Genomic DNA, 18,820 nt, shown 5'->3' on the forward strand with positions numbered 1-18,820 from the left:
CCCCTGCTAAAATTAGCAGGGGATTTTTTCTATTAGCTATAATCGTATTCTTTTGCCCGATCAGGACGCGAATTTTCAAATTCCGTTTTTAAATACGGGCGGTACGACTGTTCTATCTTTTTCACAAAAGGAAGTTTGTTCAACTTTTGCATCATATGCTCAATTTGTTCCATATCACAATATACTACTGCATATTTTAAACGTTTTGATATGTAATGTATGTTACCATATTTTCTTAAAATCTTGGCATGTTTCAATGAATGTAAATAAACAATCATACTTTGTCGTTGCCCGAACATAATCTTCTCCATCTTCTCCTTTTAAAAACATATATTTTATATTTTATGAAAACCAATCAGAAATTTATGACATTACAGGACAAACTCTGTATACGTTTTCTTCTATCTTCTAAAAAACGGGGTGATTTACCCCGTTTTTTTACAACCGCAACCTCCGCCGGTACCACAACCACCACCACAGCCACCAGCATCAAAAAATGGATTTCCTGTTGGAACTTTGATGGAAGAGGATACCTCAGAACCGATTGCTACACTAACTTCATCTAACAACTTTTGTAAAGCCGTTTCTACTCGTTTAAAAGCTGCAATCTTATCATGTAAATCTACAGAACGCTTCAATTCCCTCATTTTCGTCGAAACGAAAGTATAGTCAGGATGATATTTACCGAAACGTTGCACTTCCTCATATCGTTCTTTCATCGCTGTAAATTGCTGAATTAACGTCTGAACTTCCATATCTTCATGCAATTCTTTATAACATTTACGGTAATCTTCTGCTATATCTGAACAGATGATCGCTTTTGCAAGCTGCTCTGCCTTATCTAATATTAATACGCTTTCTAGCGTCGCTACAATCATGAGAGACACCTCCGAGTATTTATCATACCACATTTAGAATAGAACTACTAATTGAAGTGTCTCACTAAACAGAAAGATATCATTCTAACTATTTTTTAATAATTTCAGTACACATTTATACATTAATATGTTCCGCGATGTTGTATTTAACAACATCCCACTTCCCACTATTTTCATTCACATAACTAATACATGCGTTTTTTAACGGTGTCTTAAACGAAATATCTTCCGGAGCAATTGCATGTAAAATTGCTTTTATCGCATGAGAATGGGCTACAATAATAATACGTTTGCCAGAATGAGTTTCTGCAACATCTTTTACCGCAGCAAAACAACGAGCTACAATTTCTTCATCTTGCTCCATACCTTCTACTTTACCTTCTGCAATTAATTCCCTAACAGTCGCAACTGGCTTCCCAGAAGCTTCACCAAAATTACGTTCAACAAATCGCTCATCTAATAAAATTGATTGTAATCCAGTTGCCTCTGCAATTTCCTTAGCTGTTTCTTGCGCTCTAATTAATGGGCTACTTATAATTATATCCCATGCCTCCGCTTGCAAAGCAGCTGCACTTTGACTCGCTTGCTTCTTCCCCACTTCATTAAGCGGAATATCTTCACGTCCCTGAATAATCTCTTGAAAATTCCAATCAGTTTGTCCATGTCGTACTAAACAAATTTCCGTCATGCTCATGCTGCAACTCCTTTTTAAATAATCCGCTTCTATTGTATCAAAAGTTCTGCATGACGGACATAGTTTTCCCTTCCAATTATGTTGCATTTTGCTGCTTCATATACTGAAACATATCAATCATAATGGAAGCAACTGCCAATTGATTTTGAAATTTCTCAACTTTATCTGGTATCGTTTTTTTGAAATGTTGCATAGCTGCTAACTCAAATGCCTCTTTTTCTTCAGGGTTTCGCGTTAGTTTTCTATACCAGTAAGGTTGCTCCCTAATATAGCGAGATAAATCCTCATCAGCCTTTATAAACTCCATAATTTCTGCTCTCATCCGCTTTCCTCCTAATCCTTCTGAAAGAAAAATGGATTATTTTCGGAAGTACTCTCTTCTTGCTGCGTGCGTTTCCCTTGAAATTGTTGAAAAACTTGTTGCACACTCCCAATAGCACTCGTCACATTGGCTAAATGATGTTGCATTTGTTCCACGTCTAACTTTTTAAAGAAAGAAAGCATTTGTCCCATCACATCAGCAGTTTTTTCCTCTTCAGTTCGAGTATCCTTTTCTTTTCCATTTTCTTTTTTCTTTTCTTTTACCGAAGAAAAAGCAGGCGCTCCATCCGGTCTAAAAGTTGCCCATATTGGATCTTCTTCACCAAGTAAGTACCATTCCTCATAAAACTGTTGCCAAGTTTTATGACCACTTCGAACTTCATGAACCATTTTAGGGTGATGGTTTACAAACTCTTTAAACTGTTGAACCGATGGATGTAACGGTCCTTTTGTTGTCGGCATAATCCTCACCTCTTCATGTATATCTACTATATAATAAGAAAAAAAAGGCGCATGGTTCGCCTATTTTTAGACGATTCATGCACCTTTTTATCCTACTATTTGCATAGGGGAAGATTCCCATCCACAATTTACAGTTTCATTTTATTTCCGAATAAAATTTTGTGTATAAAACTTATCGTATACGCCAACACCTAATCCTGTAAATTGTTCATTCAATAAATTTTTTCGATGTCCCTCACTATTTAACCAACCTTGCAATGCCGCAACCCCATCACTATGTTGCGCCGCTATGTTCTCACCGGCAAGTTGAAATCCTACTTTCCCGCGCTGTAAACGATCTCCTAACGTACCTAATGTAGGTGAATCGTGTGAAAAGTAATTATTATCCTTCATATCTTTACTATGACCGATTGCCACCTCTGCCGTTTGTTGGTCCCACGCTAATAACGGTAAATTATGACGACTTCGAATAATATTTGTTAAATCAAAAATTTGTTGCATATTCCCATTCTCTATTTGTTTCATTTTATCTGGAGTTAATGGTTGTTCTGCTAATAATTCACCCGAATAAACGAGCTGATACGGTCTTTGACGCAATAACGTTTCGTCATCCATATAACGAACACCGACAAGCTCATGCGTAAAATGATCAAAATATAATTGTGCCCAACCATCTTCTACTGGTACTAATGGTTGTTCCATCACTTCGGTATCAGATAACTCAAATTGATAACTATTCTTTCCTCTTTTTAACGAAATCTCATGAGAAAGTGGATTCTTTTTATACACATCTTCATACTTTTCATTTATATAATAAGGTGGCACCTTAACTTGCTCACCAGCGACATACGCCGTTACAATTTTACGTTCAGCAACCCCAAATTGAACATACTGAGCTAAATCTTGATTGTATACCCACCATTCATATCCATAAGCAGATGGCTCTATTCGAGAAGGTTCTCCCCATTTTGCTAATAAATTTTCAGAGTCCCCACCAATCATATTTAAAACAGTATCGGAAGAGTCTTCATTTACTTGTTTTTTCTTTTTCACAATTTTATTTTCTTGCTTTGATTGAGATGGGGTTAATATATATTGTGAAACGAGTAATTTCCCGTATAAATCAACAGCTAAAATTAAAATTGTAATCATTACGATACGCAATAATTTCTTCAATCGATATACCTCCTGCAGAAAACATAAAATTGAGATATACACAAATCCTTTTCTTTCCTTTTTTTGTGTGTACCGTACTCTTTTCACTATATCATATTTTCGCAAAAAAAGTCTGGATTATCCCTTTTCTCTCAATATGAATTGCACTTTCTTATTATTCATACTATTATAAAAATAATGGTGTAACATTAAAAAAGGAGGTATTTTATGCAATTTACAAATACGAAATTTAATGGGGCAGTCGTTGATTTAACACTATTAACAGAGATTATGGAAAAGAACCATTTTGTACTTGCTGGACAGTGGGATTATGAACGAGTTACATACGATTATAAATTCGAAATATTAAACGATGTTTATTATTTACGTGTACAAGGTTTAGCTGTTGAAGGTGACATTGGCAGCAGACACGCTGAAATAAAGCTACTCCCTCCCTTATTAGGTAAACATTATTATCCTCACGGCGTTGAATATGGTGATGGTGAAACTTTCCCAACGAATGTCATTCAAAAAAGCGAACAACTCCTACAAAATATCGAAAAAGAGTTAAAAGAATTCCAAATCATTGAGTAAATAGAACAAGCGCATCAATATGATGCGCTTGTTCTATTTATCTTACTTAAGAATGAATCGTCTTTTTGACTGGATACCCATAAATAGTTCCATCCTTTACTTTAATCTCATCTTCCCAAGGAACCTTATATTTACCTTCAGCTAAATCTTTTACAAACGTATATGGGTTTTCTTTCACCCCACCAGGAGTCGCTACATATCCCCTTGAACCTAGATTATATATATTATTTTCGAGACCCCATCCTAATCTAGCTTGATCTGCTAGCTCTGGATATACTTCAGCAGTAACAATCTCCCAAGGATTTCGGTGTCCCTGCACTAAAGTAGTCCCATCAAAATTACATACTTGTCCTTCACCAAAATAATAAAATACACCATCATAACCGGCTAAGTTCACCGACAATGTATACATTAAATTTTGCCATGCATTCGAACGATTAGTTAACATCCATTGTTCACTAACTTGTGTGCTATATCCAGAAATACGAATCAAGACATTTGCACCTTTATAAGCTGCTTCACGAGCTACTTCAGGAAACATACCATCATGACAAATACAAACAGCTAATTTACTTCCTCCTGGTCCATCACAAACAGGTAAACCTAAATCTCCAGCCTTCCAAGGTTCAACTGGCACCCAAGGATTTAGCTTACGATACTTCAAAATCATTTCACCTTGTGGATCAATAATTATTGCTGTATTATACGGTTCTCCACCATCAGGATTTCTTTCCATTATAGAAAAAACACCATATACTTCAGACTCTTTACATGCCTCAGCAAACAAGTCTGTTTCTGGCCCAGGGACCGTACATAAAAACTCTTCTGTAGTCCATTTTTTTGTATTAAGCCCTTGCGTACTATATTCTGGAAATACTATCAATTCCAATCCAGGATACCCTGCTTTAGTTGAATGAATTGTTTTTATGATCTGTTTAATTTGTTTATCAATGTCTGCACGTGACTCTACTACCGGTACTGGATATTGTATTAATGCTGCTAAAAAACCACTAATTGGCTTTACCATACTTCCACTACTACCCATTTAAATTCCCCCTTAAAATAGTCCTTGTTTTATTAAAGATAACAATATAAATTTGTAACTCTCTAAAAAACTTGTACTACACATGGAATTATTATGCATTAAAGCTAGTAGTAAATCTTATATCCACTTTTAGTACATGCCTACACTAACTTAACATAAATAATTAGAAAATTCAATCTATTAAAGTTTAGTAAAACTAAAAAAGTGTATGGAAACCCATACACTTTTTTACTTCGTTTGTAAATACGGCGGCAATTGTTGTAACTGCTCTTTATCCTTTTCACGCTCTCGACGCGCCCATCGAAAGAACACATAACCAATAATTGTGCCGTACACTATTTCCTGGACAATTTTCATAATGATGCCGCCTGTTTGTTGGTCTTGTACGATCGGCATCCAGTGTAAAAATTCTGGTCCAGTTATATTTAAATTAGATAAAGTTCCCGCTGGTACACATAGTTCCATCGCCTTCATCCAAGCAGCCGGATCCGTATACGTTGCAAACAACGGCGCCGTTGCAAAAATAATTAACGCGCAAGCTGGCGTTAATAATATACCGTTAGCAAACATATAACCAAGTTTCTTTATATCACTTAACGTTTGATATTCTGATAATGGATTTAGCATCGGCCACCACATCATGATTGCCGTAAAGAACAATATAGCGAGACAGATAGGATGAGCAATTTGACTTTGTTTTACTGTATCAAAAACAACTGGTAAATGATAAAAAGAAAACAGGCCATTAAATACAAACAATGCAATAAGCGGCTTAGCAAATATCTTTAATATAATTTGAACGAACTTAAAAGAAGTAATATAACGATATAACCAAACTGGTATACCAAGCAACAACAATGGCGGAACGGCAATATACATGACTGCCATTTCAAACATATGTGCACTAAAAATAATATGACCAATTAAATCAATAGGCCCTCCCTTTACAAAATACAAAAGAACAATCCCGGTCGTAAAATAAAAAACTTGCTTCTTACTTACCTTCGTCGCATGTTCAAATCGCATTCTATATGGTCCAATAATTAAAAAATATCCAATGAGGATCGAAAGCATAAATAATAAAAAGATTGGACTCCATAGCGCTTGAAAACCAAATATCCACAAGTTACTCATTGTCACACCTACCTTCTTAAGGTTATCCTTTCACATAATATGAAGAGGGAGCTGTGACAACACAAGCTCCCTCTTCACTTTTCAAATCCACACAATTGTCATAAAAGCTAAAATTGTAATTAACCCGATTAACAGACCAGAATAAAGAAAGAAACTCGCTGCTTCATGCCCTTTATGACTCATATGCATAAAATAGTACAATTGAAAAATTACTTGTACCACCGCTAATAGTAAAATAAATGGTACTGAGAAAGTCGGGCTGAAAGTTTTCGGATATGCTACTGCTACAAATGCAACTAATGTTAAAAATATCATTAATGCAAATGTAATAACTTGATGCTTCATTTCCTCCGCACTTTTTCTCTTCCGATAAACAAGATCAACTTTAGGATTATTCGTTTGCTTTATCGCCATTGTTTATCCCACCATTCCCATTAAATATACTACAGTGAAAATAAACACCCAAACTACGTCAATAAAGTGCCAATAAATCGATGCAACATAAAACTTCGGTGCATTGTATAAATTTAGACCTCTCTTCGCATTTCTAAAGATTAATGTTAAAATCCAACACAATCCAAACAATACGTGGAGTCCATGTGTACCAACAAGAGCATAAAACGCAGAACCAAATGCACTACTTCTCATAGTATGCTTAAATTCATGTGTATAATGGTAAAACTCATAGATCTCAAACCCTAAAAACCCTAATCCTAGCAGCACTGTTACCAGTAGCCAAAGTTGCATTTTCTTAAAATTAAAGTTTTTCATATGATACATCGCATATACGCTCGTTAAGCTACTCGTTAATAAAAGCATCGTCATAATGAAAACGAGTGGCATTTGGAACATCTCTTGAGATGTTGGTCCGCCATTTGTAGAATTCTTTAACGCTAAATATGTGCCAAATAAGGAAGCGAACAATACTGTTTCGCCTCCAAGAAATAACCAAAAACCGACAAACTTATTTTTCCCCTCAAGGGTTGCTTTTTCAGGCTCTGCTGGAAATGTTTCATTCGTTAATTTTTCATCTACATGCATTACGCCTTGCCCCCCTTATCTTCTAAATCTTCTTTATGAATATGATATCCATGATCATCAATTACTGAACGTAGGAACATTGTACCAAACGTAATAATTAAACCGATAATTGCTACTAATAACCAAAACTTATCTTTTCCACCCTGCATATACATTGCACCGAATGCCGCTATAAACAATCCTAAAGAAATGATAAATGGTGAAAATGATGGATTTGGCATATGAATATCACCCACTGGTTCCGCCGCTGTCATCTCTTTATTCCCTTCACGTTTTTCAATCCAAAACGGATCTAACCCGCGAACAAATGGTAATTGTTTAAAGTTATATTCTGGTGTAGGTGCTGGCATTGTCCATTCTAATGTACGTCCATCCCACGGATCACGACCAGCCTTTTCTTTTGATACTGTTGTTTTAATTACATTGAATAGAAGAACAATCGTTCCAAGAGCCATAAATACCGCTCCAATAGAACTAATCATATTGCCCATTTCCAACCCTTGACCTTCAAGATATGTGTAGTAACGACGTGGCATACCAATTAAGCCAAGGAAATGCTGAATGAAGAACGTTAAATGGAAACCGATAAAGAATAACCAAAATGTTATCTTTCCTAACGTTTCATTCAATACTTTATTAAACATCAGTGGCCAATAATAATGGGCTCCTGCAAGTAAACCAAATACAACACCACCGACAATTACATAATGAAAGTGAGCTACTACGAAATAGTTATCATGAAATTGATAATCAGCTGGTGCAGATGCTAGCATAACACCTGTAACTCCTCCCATTACGAATGATGGAATGAAGGCTACTGCCCACATCATCGGTGTCGTAAAACGAATACTTCCGCCCCACATTGTAAAGAGCCAGTTGAATATTTTAATACCGGTCGGAACCGCAATCGCCATTGTTGCAACTGAGAAAATAGCATTTGCAACTGGACCAAGCCCAACAGTAAACATATGATGCGCCCATACCATAAACCCTAAAAATCCAATTAATACTGTCGCAAACACCATCGACGAATAACCAAATAATCGTTTTTTCGAAAACGTCGCGAAGATTTCTGAGAATATTCCGAAAGCTGGGAGTATAAGAATGTATACTTCTGGATGACCGAAAATCCAGAATAAGTGCTCCCATATAATTGTATTCCCGCCCAGTGCTGGATTAAAGAAACTTGTTCCAAATAAGCGGTCTAACATTAAAAGTCCTAATCCTACAGTTAACGGCGGAAAAGCAAATAATATTAATGAAGATGTTACAAATGTCGTCCATGTAAACATCGGCATACGCATATACGTCATCCCTGGCGCACGCATATTAATAATGGTTACAAGGAAGTTAATACCTCCAATTAATGTACCTATACCGGAGATTTGCAAGCCAAGCACATAAAAATCAACACCATGGCCTTTAGAGGCTAAAGCTAAAGATGCATAAGATGTCCATCCTGCATCAGGTGCTCCACCTAAAAACCAACTTAAATTTAAAAATACTCCACCAAAGAAAAATAACCAAAATCCGAGTGAATTTAAAAACGGGAACGCTACATCACGTGCACCAATTTGAAGTGGTACAGCGGCGTTCATAAATGCAAACACGAGTGGCATAGCTGCGAGGAAAATCATTGTTGTACCGTGCATAGTTAATACTTGATTATAAGCATCCCCAACAAGAAAAGCGTTGTTAGGAATCGCTAATTGAAGGCGAATAAATAGAGCTTCTATTCCGCCTATTATAAAAAACAATCCACCTGCAATTAAATAGAGAATGGCAATCTTTTTATGGTCTACTGTCGTTAAATAATCCCATATGACAGCACCCATCCCCTGTTTTTTTGCTACAGAACTCACGTTTTCAACCTCCCCTTCGCGAATAATCCCTCTTTACTTTTCAACTTTTAACGTTTGTAAATATGCATTTAATGCATCAATTTGATCGTCTGTTAAGTTGCCATATTTACCAGTCATTTTATTTCCTGGTTTCATATTTTCAGGATCTTTCAGCCATTTTTTTAAGTTTTCTTCATTGTTTTCAGCAATGCCGGCAACTGTATCGCGATCCGCAAAGTTTGCTAAGTTTGGTGCGATACGAGCGGAAGGTGGTCTACTATCATTAGATCCAACTGCGTGACAACCAATACAGCTTTTATTAAATATTTCTTGGCCTTCTTGCGCCTTTGTTGAAGCTACTTCTTTCTTCCCATCAATTTTCTTCATATCAGCAAGCCACTTTTTGTACTCGCTTTCATCTAAAGCTTTCACTTTGAATTGCATTAAAGAATGTGATGGGCCGCAAAATTCTGTACAAAAACCATTATAAGTGCCCGATTTATCTGCCTTTAACCACATTTTGTTTACATTATCTGTATTTGTATCCATTTTCCCAGCTAAAGATGGAACCCAAAACGAATGTTTAATATCGGCACCCTTCAAATTCAAATACACTTTCTTACCTGTGGGGATGACTAAATCTTGAGAAGTTACTATCTTTTCTGATTTATAAGAAAATTCCCACCAATAAAGATTCGCTGTTACATCAACAACGATAGTATCTTTATCAATATTCTTTTTCTCCATCGCACTTACATCAGCAAGTTTGAATGTATATGTAACCGTCGGAACAGCTAAGATTAGCAAAAGAATAATCGGAATAACTGTCCATATAATTTCTAGTTTGTGATTCCCTTCAACTTGCTCCGGAATATAATCTTCCTGACCTTTCTTTTGTCGGAAACGCACAATTACATATAAGAAAATAATAGTAACTACTAGTACTACTCCTACCATGATCGCACTTGCTAGTAAGAGCAGATCGTATTGCATTTTTGCTACTTCTCCTTGCGGAATTAAAGTAGATTGAAAGGCTTTACCGCATCCCCCTAACAGTAAAGCCAGCAGTGAAACGAACGAAAGCAGTCGCCACTGTTTCTTCATACAAACAACCCCCACTTTCCTTGTGAATTAGATTGTACTTTATAGTTAAGTAAAGTAAATCTCAACGTAAAGAAATCCAATTATGTCGTTGTCTTAGAAGAATGTAACTACAATCATTGATACAAATAAGATTGTTAAATAATTTAGGGAATAAACAAACATTTGCACAGACCATTTGATGTCATCTTTCTTACGGAAGCCATAAAAACCTAAAACGATCCATCCGATGTTAAGCAGTGTTGCAATTACCATAAATGTTATCCCTAGTCCACTCATATAAAATGGTAGTGGTAATAAACATACTGTCCAAATCATAATTTGGCGTTTCGTAATTTCAAATCCATGAACTACAGGAAGCATTGGAATTCCTGCGTTTCGATATTCATCAACACGTTTCATTGCTAATGCAAGGAAATGTGGGATTTGCCAAATAAACATAATTAAAAATAACATCCAAGCAATTGGATGGCCTAAAGATGGATCGATTGCTGCCCATCCAATTAAAGGTGGAACTGCACCAGATATACTACCTACAACAGTATTTAGTGTATACTTTCTCTTTGTCCATAAACTATATAGAACAACATATGTGAAAGCACCAATAAATCCCATTAAGACTGCCATTGGTGTTGTTAATAATAAAAATACAAAACCAAGAAGTAATATAACTAGTCCAAATGTAAGTGCAAATCCTGGTTTATACTTTCCAGTAACCGTTGGACGGGTCTTTGTTCTTTCCATTAATGGATCGATGTCTCGATCAATGTAGTTGTTTAAACAACATACCCCTGCCATAACTAATCCAGAACCAACGATTGTAAAGAATAACTTATCCAGATTGTCCATTACACTTAATCCATTAAAGTGTAATGCCAACCAAAATCCTGTAAATACAGTAAGTGTATTTGAGTTTACAATCCCCATTTTAACGAGCGCTTTTAAATCTTGTAACCGAGTTGTTTCCGGTACGCTTGTAACAGCAGACTCATCATGCAGCTCACTTGTTGCATGGTTCATCACTTTAACCCCCTCTTAAAACTTTCATCTTTCTTTTTGCGCCTATTTCAAATTGAAATATTTCGCTTCTATATAGCAATATTATTACAGTAGAAACATTGTTAACCCATTCTACTACTAATCTACGCCCATACTCCAATATATTAAATCATATTTCCCGAACATTTTGTGAAGAAAACATGAACTTTTTGTGTCGAACATAAAAAACTTAATTGTTACTTATCCATATCATAACATGATGTTACCTTCTATAATAAACTTTTTTGTCATATTTAACACGTATTCTCCCCATTTCTTTTCAAAATAGCCTATTTTTCACCTAAAAATTTCCTTATAAACCTTATTTCCACACCCGTTTTCTCTTCCCTGTCTTCCCCCTCCATTTCTTTGCTATTTTATTATTTTTTATATATCATAGGAACTAGCGCGTTTTATTCTATACATAATGGAATGAAAATATTTCGCAATAACTTCATAGCAGAAAGATGGTGAAAGAGATTGCAACGCTTTATTAAATGGTTAGCAGTCATTACGAGTCTTGATTTATTAATAGTTTTATTAGGAGGCGCCTTAGTTACAAAAACAGGCTCTGGCCAAGGATGCGGTAAATCATGGCCACTTTGTAACGGTGAATTTGTTCCATCTAATTTATCAATGGAAACTATTATTGAACTAAGTCATCGCCTTACATCAGGATCAGCAGGAATTCTTGTCACTCTCCTTTGTATTTTGTCCTGGAAATATTATAAACATGTGCGCGAAACAAAAACGTTAGCAATTTTATCCTTCGTATTTTTAGTTGCACAAGCATTAATGGGAGCCGCAGCGGTTGTTTGGGGGCAAATGCCAGCTGTACTTGCTATCCATTTCGGTATTTCCTTAATTTCATTTGCTTCTGTCATTTTATTAACGTGTCTTATCTTTGAAATTGACCAAAAATTTGATGCACGTTCACTTATTATGGACAAAAAAATGAAATTTCATATTTATGGTGTAACAATTTACAGTTATATTGTCGTCTACACAGGGGCTTTAGTACGTCACGAACGAGCTAGCTTAGCCTGTCCAGACTTTCCTTTATGTAGCAAAAATAGACCTATGCCAACTCAATTACATGAATGGGTTCAAATGGGACATAGAGTTGCAGCGATGTTAATTTTCGCTTGGATACTATACGCGATGATTCTCGCTATCCGCCATTACAAACAGCAGCCTGTCGTATACTGGGGATGGATCATCTCATTTATCCTTGTTACACTTCAAGCTATCGTAGGAATTTTAGTCGTATTTACAAATGCTAGTTTATCAATGGCATTATTACATTCACTATTCATTTCTTGCTTGTTTGCTGTACTATGCTATTTAGTTATGTTAGGTACAAGAAGTAAAGTGAATGCAAAAGAAGCTGCATCAACTTCTAAACAAACAAAATAAATGAAAATACCTTGCCCGAATTGGCAAGGTATTTTTTCGTAATAAAAAAGAGCTGTGTTTCCACAACCCTTTTTTATTTTAGTGATCTAATTCAATGAGTAAGTCACCCGTTTGAATTGCATCTCCATCGTTAACATATACTTTTTTCACTTTACCATTAAACGGCGCTTGAACTGTCGTTTCCATTTTCATCGCTTCTGTAATTGCCATAGAATCGCCTTTTTTCACTTCATCGCCTTCTTTTACAACTACTTTAATAACCGTTCCTGGCATTGTTGCGCTAATGTGGTTTGGATTTTCACGGTTTCCTTTCACACGTTGTGCAACTGTCGCTTTCACACTTTCGTCTTTCACAACAATCTCACGTGGTTGACCGTTAAACTCCAAGTAAAGAACTCGATTTCCATCTGGCTGAGGCTCTCCAATTGATACTAGTTTAACCATCAATGTTTTACCTTGTTCAATTTCCACATCGATTTCTTCACCAAGTCTCATACCATAGAAGAAAGTCGGTGTATCAAGCACAGATACATTTCCATAAATCTCAGCAACTTTTTCGTAATCCATAAATACTTTTGGATATAATGCATATGCAACTACATCAAACATCGTCACTTCGCGTCCAAGTTTATGGAATAGCTCTTCTTTTAACGCGTCGAAATCTACTGGTTCTAATAATTCACCTGGTCTTACTGTTAATGGTTCTTTCCCTTTTAAAATAATTTCTTGTAACTTTTTCGGGAAACCACCATATGGTTGTCCTAAATCTCCAGAGAACATTTCAACAACAGATCCTGGGAAGTCCATAGAATGTCCACGCTCTAAAACATCTTGTTCTGTTAAGTGATTTTGAACCATGAATAATGCCATATCACCGACAACTTTAGATGATGGCGTTACTTTAACAATATCACCAAACATGTCATTCACACGGCGGTACATTACTTTCACTTCATCGAAACGATCGCCTAAGCCAACCGCTTTCGCTTGTTGTTGTAAATTACTATACTGTCCGCCTGGCATTTCGTGCATATATACCTCTGTATGAGGAGCATTCATACCACTTTCAAACGGTGCGTAGTATTTACGTACATCTTCCCAGTAATGAGATAATTTTTCTAATGAATCTATATTAACATCTGGCTGTCTTTCGTTTCCACCTAACGCATAGTATAGCGTGTTCGCACTTGGTTGTGACGTTTGACCAGCCATAGAACTTACTGCTACATCGACAATGTCAACACCTGCTTCAATTGCTTTCGTATACGTTAATATACCATTTCCACTCGTATCGTGTGTGTGCAGGTGAATCGGAATCGATACCGTCTCTTTTAATGCTGAAACTAAATCATATGCTGCATTTGGTTTTAGTAAGCCCGCCATATCTTTAATACCTAAAATGTGAGCTCCTGATGCTTCTAATTCTTTTGCTAAATTTTTATAGTAATTTAAATCATATTTACTACGTAACGGATCATGAATATCCCCTGTGTAACACATAGTTGCTTCTGCAATTTTACCAGTATCTCGTACAGCATCAATCGCAACTCTCATACCTTCTACCCAGTTTAAGCTATCAAAAATACGGAACACATCAATTCCAGCTTGAGCAGAACACTCCACAAACTTTTGAATTAAATTATCCGGATAGTTTTTGTAACCAACCGCGTTTGAAGAACGAAGTAACATTTGGAATAAAACATTTGGCATTTTTTCACGAAGATCTAGTAATCGTTCCCACGGATCTTCTTTTAAGAAACGATATGCAACATCAAACGTCGCACCGCCCCACATTTCTGCTGAGAATAAGTTCGGTAACATTCTCGCTGTCGGCTCTGCAATTTGGTGTAAATCTTTTGTACGAATACGCGTTGCAAGTAATGACTGATGCGCATCACGGAATGTTGTATCCGTTAAAAGTACACGTTTTTGATCTTGTACCCATTTTACTAATCCGTCTGCTCCACGCTCATCCAAAATTTGTTTCGTTCCATTTTGGATTGGCTCTGAGTGTAATACATTCGGTATACGAGCATCTGGGAAAATTGGTTTCTCTTTTTTCCCTACTCCTGGGAAGCCATTTACTGTTACTGTCCCGATGTAATTTAACATTTTCGTTCCTCGGTCTTTACGTTTCGAGAACAAGAATAGTTCAGGTGACGCATCAATAAATGAAGTGTCATATTCCCCTGATAAGAAGTTTTTATGTTTTACTACATTCTCTAGGAATGGAATATTCGTTTTAATACCACGAATACGGAATTCTTTTAAGTTACGTTCCATTTTTGCAGCAGCTTGTTCAAAAGTAAGCGCCCATGTTGTAACTTTTACAAGTAAAGAATCATAGTACGGTGTAATAACAGCACCTTGGAAACTATTACCTGTATCAAGACGAACTCCAAAGCCACCACCTGATCGATATGCCATAATTTTTCCTGTATCCGGCATGAAATTATTTAGTGGATCCTCAGTCGTTACTCGAGATTGTATTGCAAATCCATGTACAACAACTTCCTCTTGCTTTGGAACACCCACCAATTTGCTATGTAATGCATGTCCATCAGCTATTAAAATTTGTGATTGAACGATATCGACTCCTGTAATCATTTCTGTAATTGTATGTTCTACTTGAACACGCGGATTTACTTCAATGAAATAGAAATTATCATCTTTTACAAGAAATTCAACTGTTCCTGCGTTTAAATAATTTACATTTTTCGTTAATTTCACAGCAGCATCACAAATACGCTGACGCAAATCATCTGAAAGCGACACACTAGGTGCAATTTCTACTACTTTTTGATGACGACGTTGTACAGAACAGTCTCGCTCGTATAAATGAACAACATTGCCCTCTTCATCTGCTAAAATTTGAACTTCTATATGTTTAGGTTTTTCAACGAATTTTTCTACGTATACTTCATCATTACCAAAGGCTGCTTTCGCTTCTGACTTTGCTCGATTATACGATTCTCTTAATTCTTCACTAGTACGTACAATACGCATACCACGACCGCCACCGCCAAGGGAAGCTTTAATAATAATCGGGTAATCATACTTTTCAGCAAATTCTTCGACTTCTTCTAATGAATCTACTGGCCCATCACTACCAGGAATAACTGGAATTTGTGCTAGCTGCGCTTGTGTTCTTGCTTTTACTTTATCTCCAAACATATCTAAATGCTTACTTTTTGGACCGATAAAGATAATCCCTTCTTCTTCACAACGTTTTGCGAATTGAATATTTTCTGACAAGAAACCATATCCAGGGTGGATTGCATCTACATGATTACTTTTCGCAATCTCAATAATGCCCTCAATATCTAGATAAGCATCAATTGGCTTTTTTCCTTCCCCAACTAAATAGGATTCATCGGCTTTATAACGATGATAAGAACCACTATCCTCTTTAGAATAGATTGCAACTGTTTTTAATCCCAGTTCCGAACAAGCTCGAAACACACGAATTGCAATCTCTCCACGGTTAGCTACCAATACTTTTTGAATACGTTGCAGCTTTGTCATGATTTTCCCCCTCTACTTTCCTACCACTCTAGAGATAAAATATATACACACCATAAAGAGCGTGAAGTTCTTCACTTTCTACATTATATTATACTTAGAAAGCTTCACTTTATTTTTATCCATCATACCTTATTTTTTAACAAATGATAAGTTTTCTGAGCAATTTGTCTCACAAAAATAGTATAGCATACCTCTTCCTTATGTAACAACTTAATTGTATATCACTTTAAACTAAATGTGATATACCCTTTGACTAAAAGATAAATTAATACATCATATTTAAAACTACTTAAAAATAAAAAAACACATCATGCTCTAAGGCACAATGTGTTTTATTTTACAACTACAAGATGTGGTCCACCTTGTTCTCTTTCTTTAACTGTCTCGTTCTGTTGTTTCTCTTGTCGTTTTACATGACTAGCAATATTGAGTAATATCCCCATCGCAAGTAGATTAGCTAATAAGGAACTCCCACCATAACTAACAAACGGTAAAGGAACTCCTGTAAGTGGTATTAATCCAGACATACCACCAACATTAACAAATGTTTGGACTCCAAACAAACTTGCAATTCCGATAGCTATTAAACTTCCAAATGGATCTTTACACTTTTGTGCAACTCTAAAGGCCCGAATAATTATAAGTAATAAACAGATTAAAATAATAGCCACACCTATAAAACCAAGTTCTTCAGATATAATTGCCATTATAAAATCCGTTTGTGGTTCTGGTAAGTAACCATACTTTTGTACACTATTTCCTAATCCTCTACCATTTAGCCCTCCCGAAGCAATTCCAATAAATGAATTCACTAATTGAAACCCATCCTTTTGAGGATCATTAAACGGATCAAGAAAAACAGAAAAACGTGCCTTTTGATATGGATTTAATGCATAATTACCAAGAAAATATAGTGCCGGAATCCATACTATAGAAGTTAAAGCAATTCGTTTAATCCATAAGTTAACCTGTACTCCCGAACAAAGAAACATAATTCCTACTGTTCCTGCAATTAACAAATCAGTACCTAAATCATTTTGCTTTAATATTAAAAACATGATTATTCCAACACCAATAAGTACTGGACCTGACCCTTTGAAAACAGGTGTATTCGTTTCTTGTCTTTTCGCAAAAAAATGAGCTAAGACGAGAATAACTGTTATCTTAACAAATTCTGCAGGCTGTATTCCAAATATCCACCCGTTTGCACCGTTTACTTTCTTAGTGAAAAAGGCAGCTGCAGCTACTAAGGCAACACTAGCACCATAACTCCCCAATAAAAAAATTCGTTTTCTCCAAACTTTATATGGGATAGTAGCAATAATTATTAATACCATTGTCCCAACAACTAAAGTAATTAATTGTCTTTTAAAAAAGAAATTTGCTGGTTTATCAAATCTCGAAATCGCAACAATGGAACTAGAACTATATACCATTATAACTCCCAGCACACATAAGATAACAAGAGGAAGTAATAATGAATAATCCATTGATTTCCATACTCTTTTCATTTCATTTCCTCTCTCTGTTTCAATTTAATTATTGTTGTATTCCATATGTACATTGATTCTTCCTGCTTTATTATACAAATAAAAAGCTCAAACTTTTTCAGTTTGAGCCCCCTTATTTGAACCCGTTATTGTTGTTTGTTTGTAAATGCTTCATGAAGTGCAGATAACTCACGTTCAAGCTCTCCTAACATTGCTTTCCCTTGTTCTTCTGAAATAAGACCAAGGCGAACTGCAAAATCGACTTCGCGGGATAGTCCAAACATTTGTGTGTCTAACACTTCTTCATATAATGGACATTGCGGCATTGTAAGATGGTCCATTTGCACCTTAATAAGTCTTAAAATCTTCTCCGCATCCGCTTGTAGAAGGGCTAGTGCCTTTTCCTGATGATTTGATACTGTCTCAGACGCCAAATTGATTCCCTCCGTTTCCGTCCTACTCTCTCCTATCTATTAATATTAGCGATAGTTTTAATAAATTGCAATAGAAACATTTTTTGTGACAATAGTGTCTAATACTATTATACTGAAAAGTGGGAGTATAACACAAATGGGGGAACAACAATGAGCGAAATTTTATTTATTAATGGAAAAGTTCGTTTTCCAATCACTATCGATCCAACCGTTTGGATCTTTGATGATCGAAAAGTAGATTTGACAACTTACTTTGATGAAACGAGAGAAAACACTTCAGAACTAGAAGCTTATTTAAAAAACACCTCGGAACATTGGGATCGCGAAATCCGTGATGGTGCTGCTTTCCCGCCGATACAACAAAGTGTAAAGAAATTTAAAAAAGAACAGCTAATTACTGGAACGTTCGGTATACCATTTCAACCTTTTCTTGCTAACGCCGAAATTTCAGATGACGCTACGCAAGTCGAGATCGAAACAGTAGATGATACAATAACGCTTCCATTAGAAACTGTCAAACATGCTATTCTTGGTTTTTCAAAAGAAGGAAAACCATTAAAAGAAGATGGACCTGTTCATTTATATTACAATGATGGATCTAATAGACAAAATCCAATCCGTAACATCCGCAAATTTACAATTATTTAAAGA

Annotated in this window: 19 protein-coding genes; 3 read left to right on the forward strand and 16 right to left on the reverse strand. The window is 35.9% G+C overall.

The genetic code is table 11. The features are described from left to right. Positions 1-32: 32 nt before the first annotated feature. The 6 genes from PDQ68_RS06540 to PDQ68_RS06565 form a co-directional block, all read right to left on the reverse strand. The gene (locus PDQ68_RS06540) at positions 33-299 is read right to left on the reverse strand and encodes a YlbG family protein (RefSeq protein WP_002080814.1); all 267 of its coding nucleotides are present in this window, start codon (positions 297-299) and stop codon (positions 33-35) included. 126 nt (positions 300-425) lie between these two features. Next, positions 426-878: a YlbF/YmcA family competence regulator gene (locus tag PDQ68_RS06545; RefSeq protein ID WP_000634353.1), complete on the reverse strand. Its 453-nt coding sequence runs from the start codon at positions 876-878 to the stop codon at positions 426-428. 115 nt (positions 879-993) lie between these two features. Further along, positions 994-1,566, reverse strand: a complete 573-nt coding sequence (locus PDQ68_RS06550; protein ID WP_001998138.1) for a histidine phosphatase family protein — start codon at positions 1,564-1,566, stop codon at positions 994-996. An 82-nt stretch (positions 1,567-1,648) separates the two neighbouring features. Next, complete coding sequence (locus tag PDQ68_RS06555; protein ID WP_001200990.1) at positions 1,649-1,894, reverse strand: YlbE-like family protein; 246 nt, start codon at positions 1,892-1,894, stop codon at positions 1,649-1,651. An 11-nt stretch (positions 1,895-1,905) separates the two neighbouring features. Next, positions 1,906-2,355: a YlbD family protein gene (ylbD, locus tag PDQ68_RS06560; protein WP_001143335.1), complete on the reverse strand. Its 450-nt coding sequence runs from the start codon at positions 2,353-2,355 to the stop codon at positions 1,906-1,908. Between the two features lie 141 nt (positions 2,356-2,496). Further along, complete coding sequence (locus tag PDQ68_RS06565; protein ID WP_000735391.1) at positions 2,497-3,531, reverse strand: CAP domain-containing protein; 1,035 nt, start codon at positions 3,529-3,531, stop codon at positions 2,497-2,499. A 207-nt stretch (positions 3,532-3,738) separates the two neighbouring features. Here PDQ68_RS06565 and PDQ68_RS06570 point away from each other — a divergent pair, with 207 nt between their 5' ends. Then, positions 3,739-4,104, forward strand: coding sequence for a YugN family protein (locus PDQ68_RS06570; protein ID WP_001160940.1), 366 nt, complete (start codon positions 3,739-3,741; stop codon positions 4,102-4,104). A gap of 46 nt (positions 4,105-4,150) precedes the next feature. On the opposite strand, the gene PDQ68_RS06575 is transcribed toward PDQ68_RS06570, so the two are convergent. From PDQ68_RS06575 to ctaB, 7 genes are all read right to left on the reverse strand, one after another. Next, positions 4,151-5,149, reverse strand: coding sequence for a formamidase (locus PDQ68_RS06575; protein ID WP_000535781.1), 999 nt, complete (start codon positions 5,147-5,149; stop codon positions 4,151-4,153). Between the two features lie 228 nt (positions 5,150-5,377). After that, on the reverse strand, positions 5,378-6,283 hold the full coding sequence (gene ctaG, locus PDQ68_RS06580; RefSeq protein ID WP_061183952.1) for a cytochrome c oxidase assembly factor CtaG: 906 nt from the start codon (positions 6,281-6,283) through the stop codon (positions 5,378-5,380). Positions 6,284-6,364: 81 nt separating this feature from the next. Next, complete coding sequence (ctaF, locus tag PDQ68_RS06585) at positions 6,365-6,697, reverse strand: cytochrome c oxidase subunit IVB (RefSeq protein ID WP_000985703.1); 333 nt, start codon at positions 6,695-6,697, stop codon at positions 6,365-6,367. A 3-nt stretch (positions 6,698-6,700) separates the two neighbouring features. Next, the gene (gene ctaE, locus PDQ68_RS06590; RefSeq protein WP_000557861.1) at positions 6,701-7,324 is read right to left on the reverse strand and encodes a cytochrome c oxidase subunit III; all 624 of its coding nucleotides are present in this window, start codon (positions 7,322-7,324) and stop codon (positions 6,701-6,703) included. Next, positions 7,324-9,159 carry a cytochrome c oxidase subunit I gene (gene ctaD, locus PDQ68_RS06595; RefSeq protein ID WP_011040617.1) on the reverse strand — a complete coding sequence of 612 codons (1,836 nt, stop codon included), beginning with the start codon at positions 9,157-9,159 and terminating at the stop codon, positions 7,324-7,326. The genes ctaE and ctaD overlap by 1 nt, the downstream gene beginning before the upstream one ends. Before the next feature lie 60 nt (positions 9,160-9,219). After that, on the reverse strand, positions 9,220-10,269 hold the full coding sequence (coxB, locus tag PDQ68_RS06600; protein WP_000745271.1) for a cytochrome c oxidase subunit II: 1,050 nt from the start codon (positions 10,267-10,269) through the stop codon (positions 9,220-9,222). A 93-nt stretch (positions 10,270-10,362) separates the two neighbouring features. Next, positions 10,363-11,286, reverse strand: a complete 924-nt coding sequence (gene ctaB / locus PDQ68_RS06605) for a protoheme IX farnesyltransferase (protein WP_001015058.1) — start codon at positions 11,284-11,286, stop codon at positions 10,363-10,365. 498 nt (positions 11,287-11,784) lie between these two features. Here ctaB and ctaA point away from each other — a divergent pair, with 498 nt between their 5' ends. Then, positions 11,785-12,720 (forward strand): heme A synthase, encoded by a 936-nt coding sequence (gene ctaA, locus PDQ68_RS06610; protein WP_001188737.1) that lies wholly within the window; start codon positions 11,785-11,787, stop codon positions 12,718-12,720. A gap of 78 nt (positions 12,721-12,798) precedes the next feature. On the opposite strand, the gene pyc is transcribed toward ctaA, so the two are convergent. The 3 genes from pyc to PDQ68_RS06625 all read right to left on the reverse strand — a co-directional run bounded on the left by pyc (position 12,799) and on the right by PDQ68_RS06625 (position 18,169). Continuing rightward, positions 12,799-16,245 carry a pyruvate carboxylase gene (gene pyc, locus PDQ68_RS06615; protein WP_000164051.1) on the reverse strand — a complete coding sequence of 1,149 codons (3,447 nt, stop codon included), beginning with the start codon at positions 16,243-16,245 and terminating at the stop codon, positions 12,799-12,801. A 332-nt stretch (positions 16,246-16,577) separates the two neighbouring features. Further along, on the reverse strand, positions 16,578-17,756 hold the full coding sequence (locus PDQ68_RS06620; RefSeq protein WP_061183951.1) for an FtsW/RodA/SpoVE family cell cycle protein: 1,179 nt from the start codon (positions 17,754-17,756) through the stop codon (positions 16,578-16,580). Positions 17,757-17,881: 125 nt separating this feature from the next. Beyond that, positions 17,882-18,169, reverse strand: coding sequence for an Fpa/YlaN family protein (locus tag PDQ68_RS06625; RefSeq protein ID WP_000135697.1), 288 nt, complete (start codon positions 18,167-18,169; stop codon positions 17,882-17,884). A 150-nt stretch (positions 18,170-18,319) separates the two neighbouring features. Here PDQ68_RS06625 and PDQ68_RS06630 point away from each other — a divergent pair, with 150 nt between their 5' ends. Continuing rightward, positions 18,320-18,817 (forward strand): molybdopterin-binding protein, encoded by a 498-nt coding sequence (locus PDQ68_RS06630; protein ID WP_001289788.1) that lies wholly within the window; start codon positions 18,320-18,322, stop codon positions 18,815-18,817. Positions 18,818-18,820: the final 3 nt, after the last annotated feature.

The organism is Bacillus cereus group sp. Bc010 (genome assembly GCF_027716745.1).
GTDB classification, from domain to species: domain Bacteria; phylum Bacillota; class Bacilli; order Bacillales; family Bacillaceae_G; genus Bacillus_A; species Bacillus_A pacificus.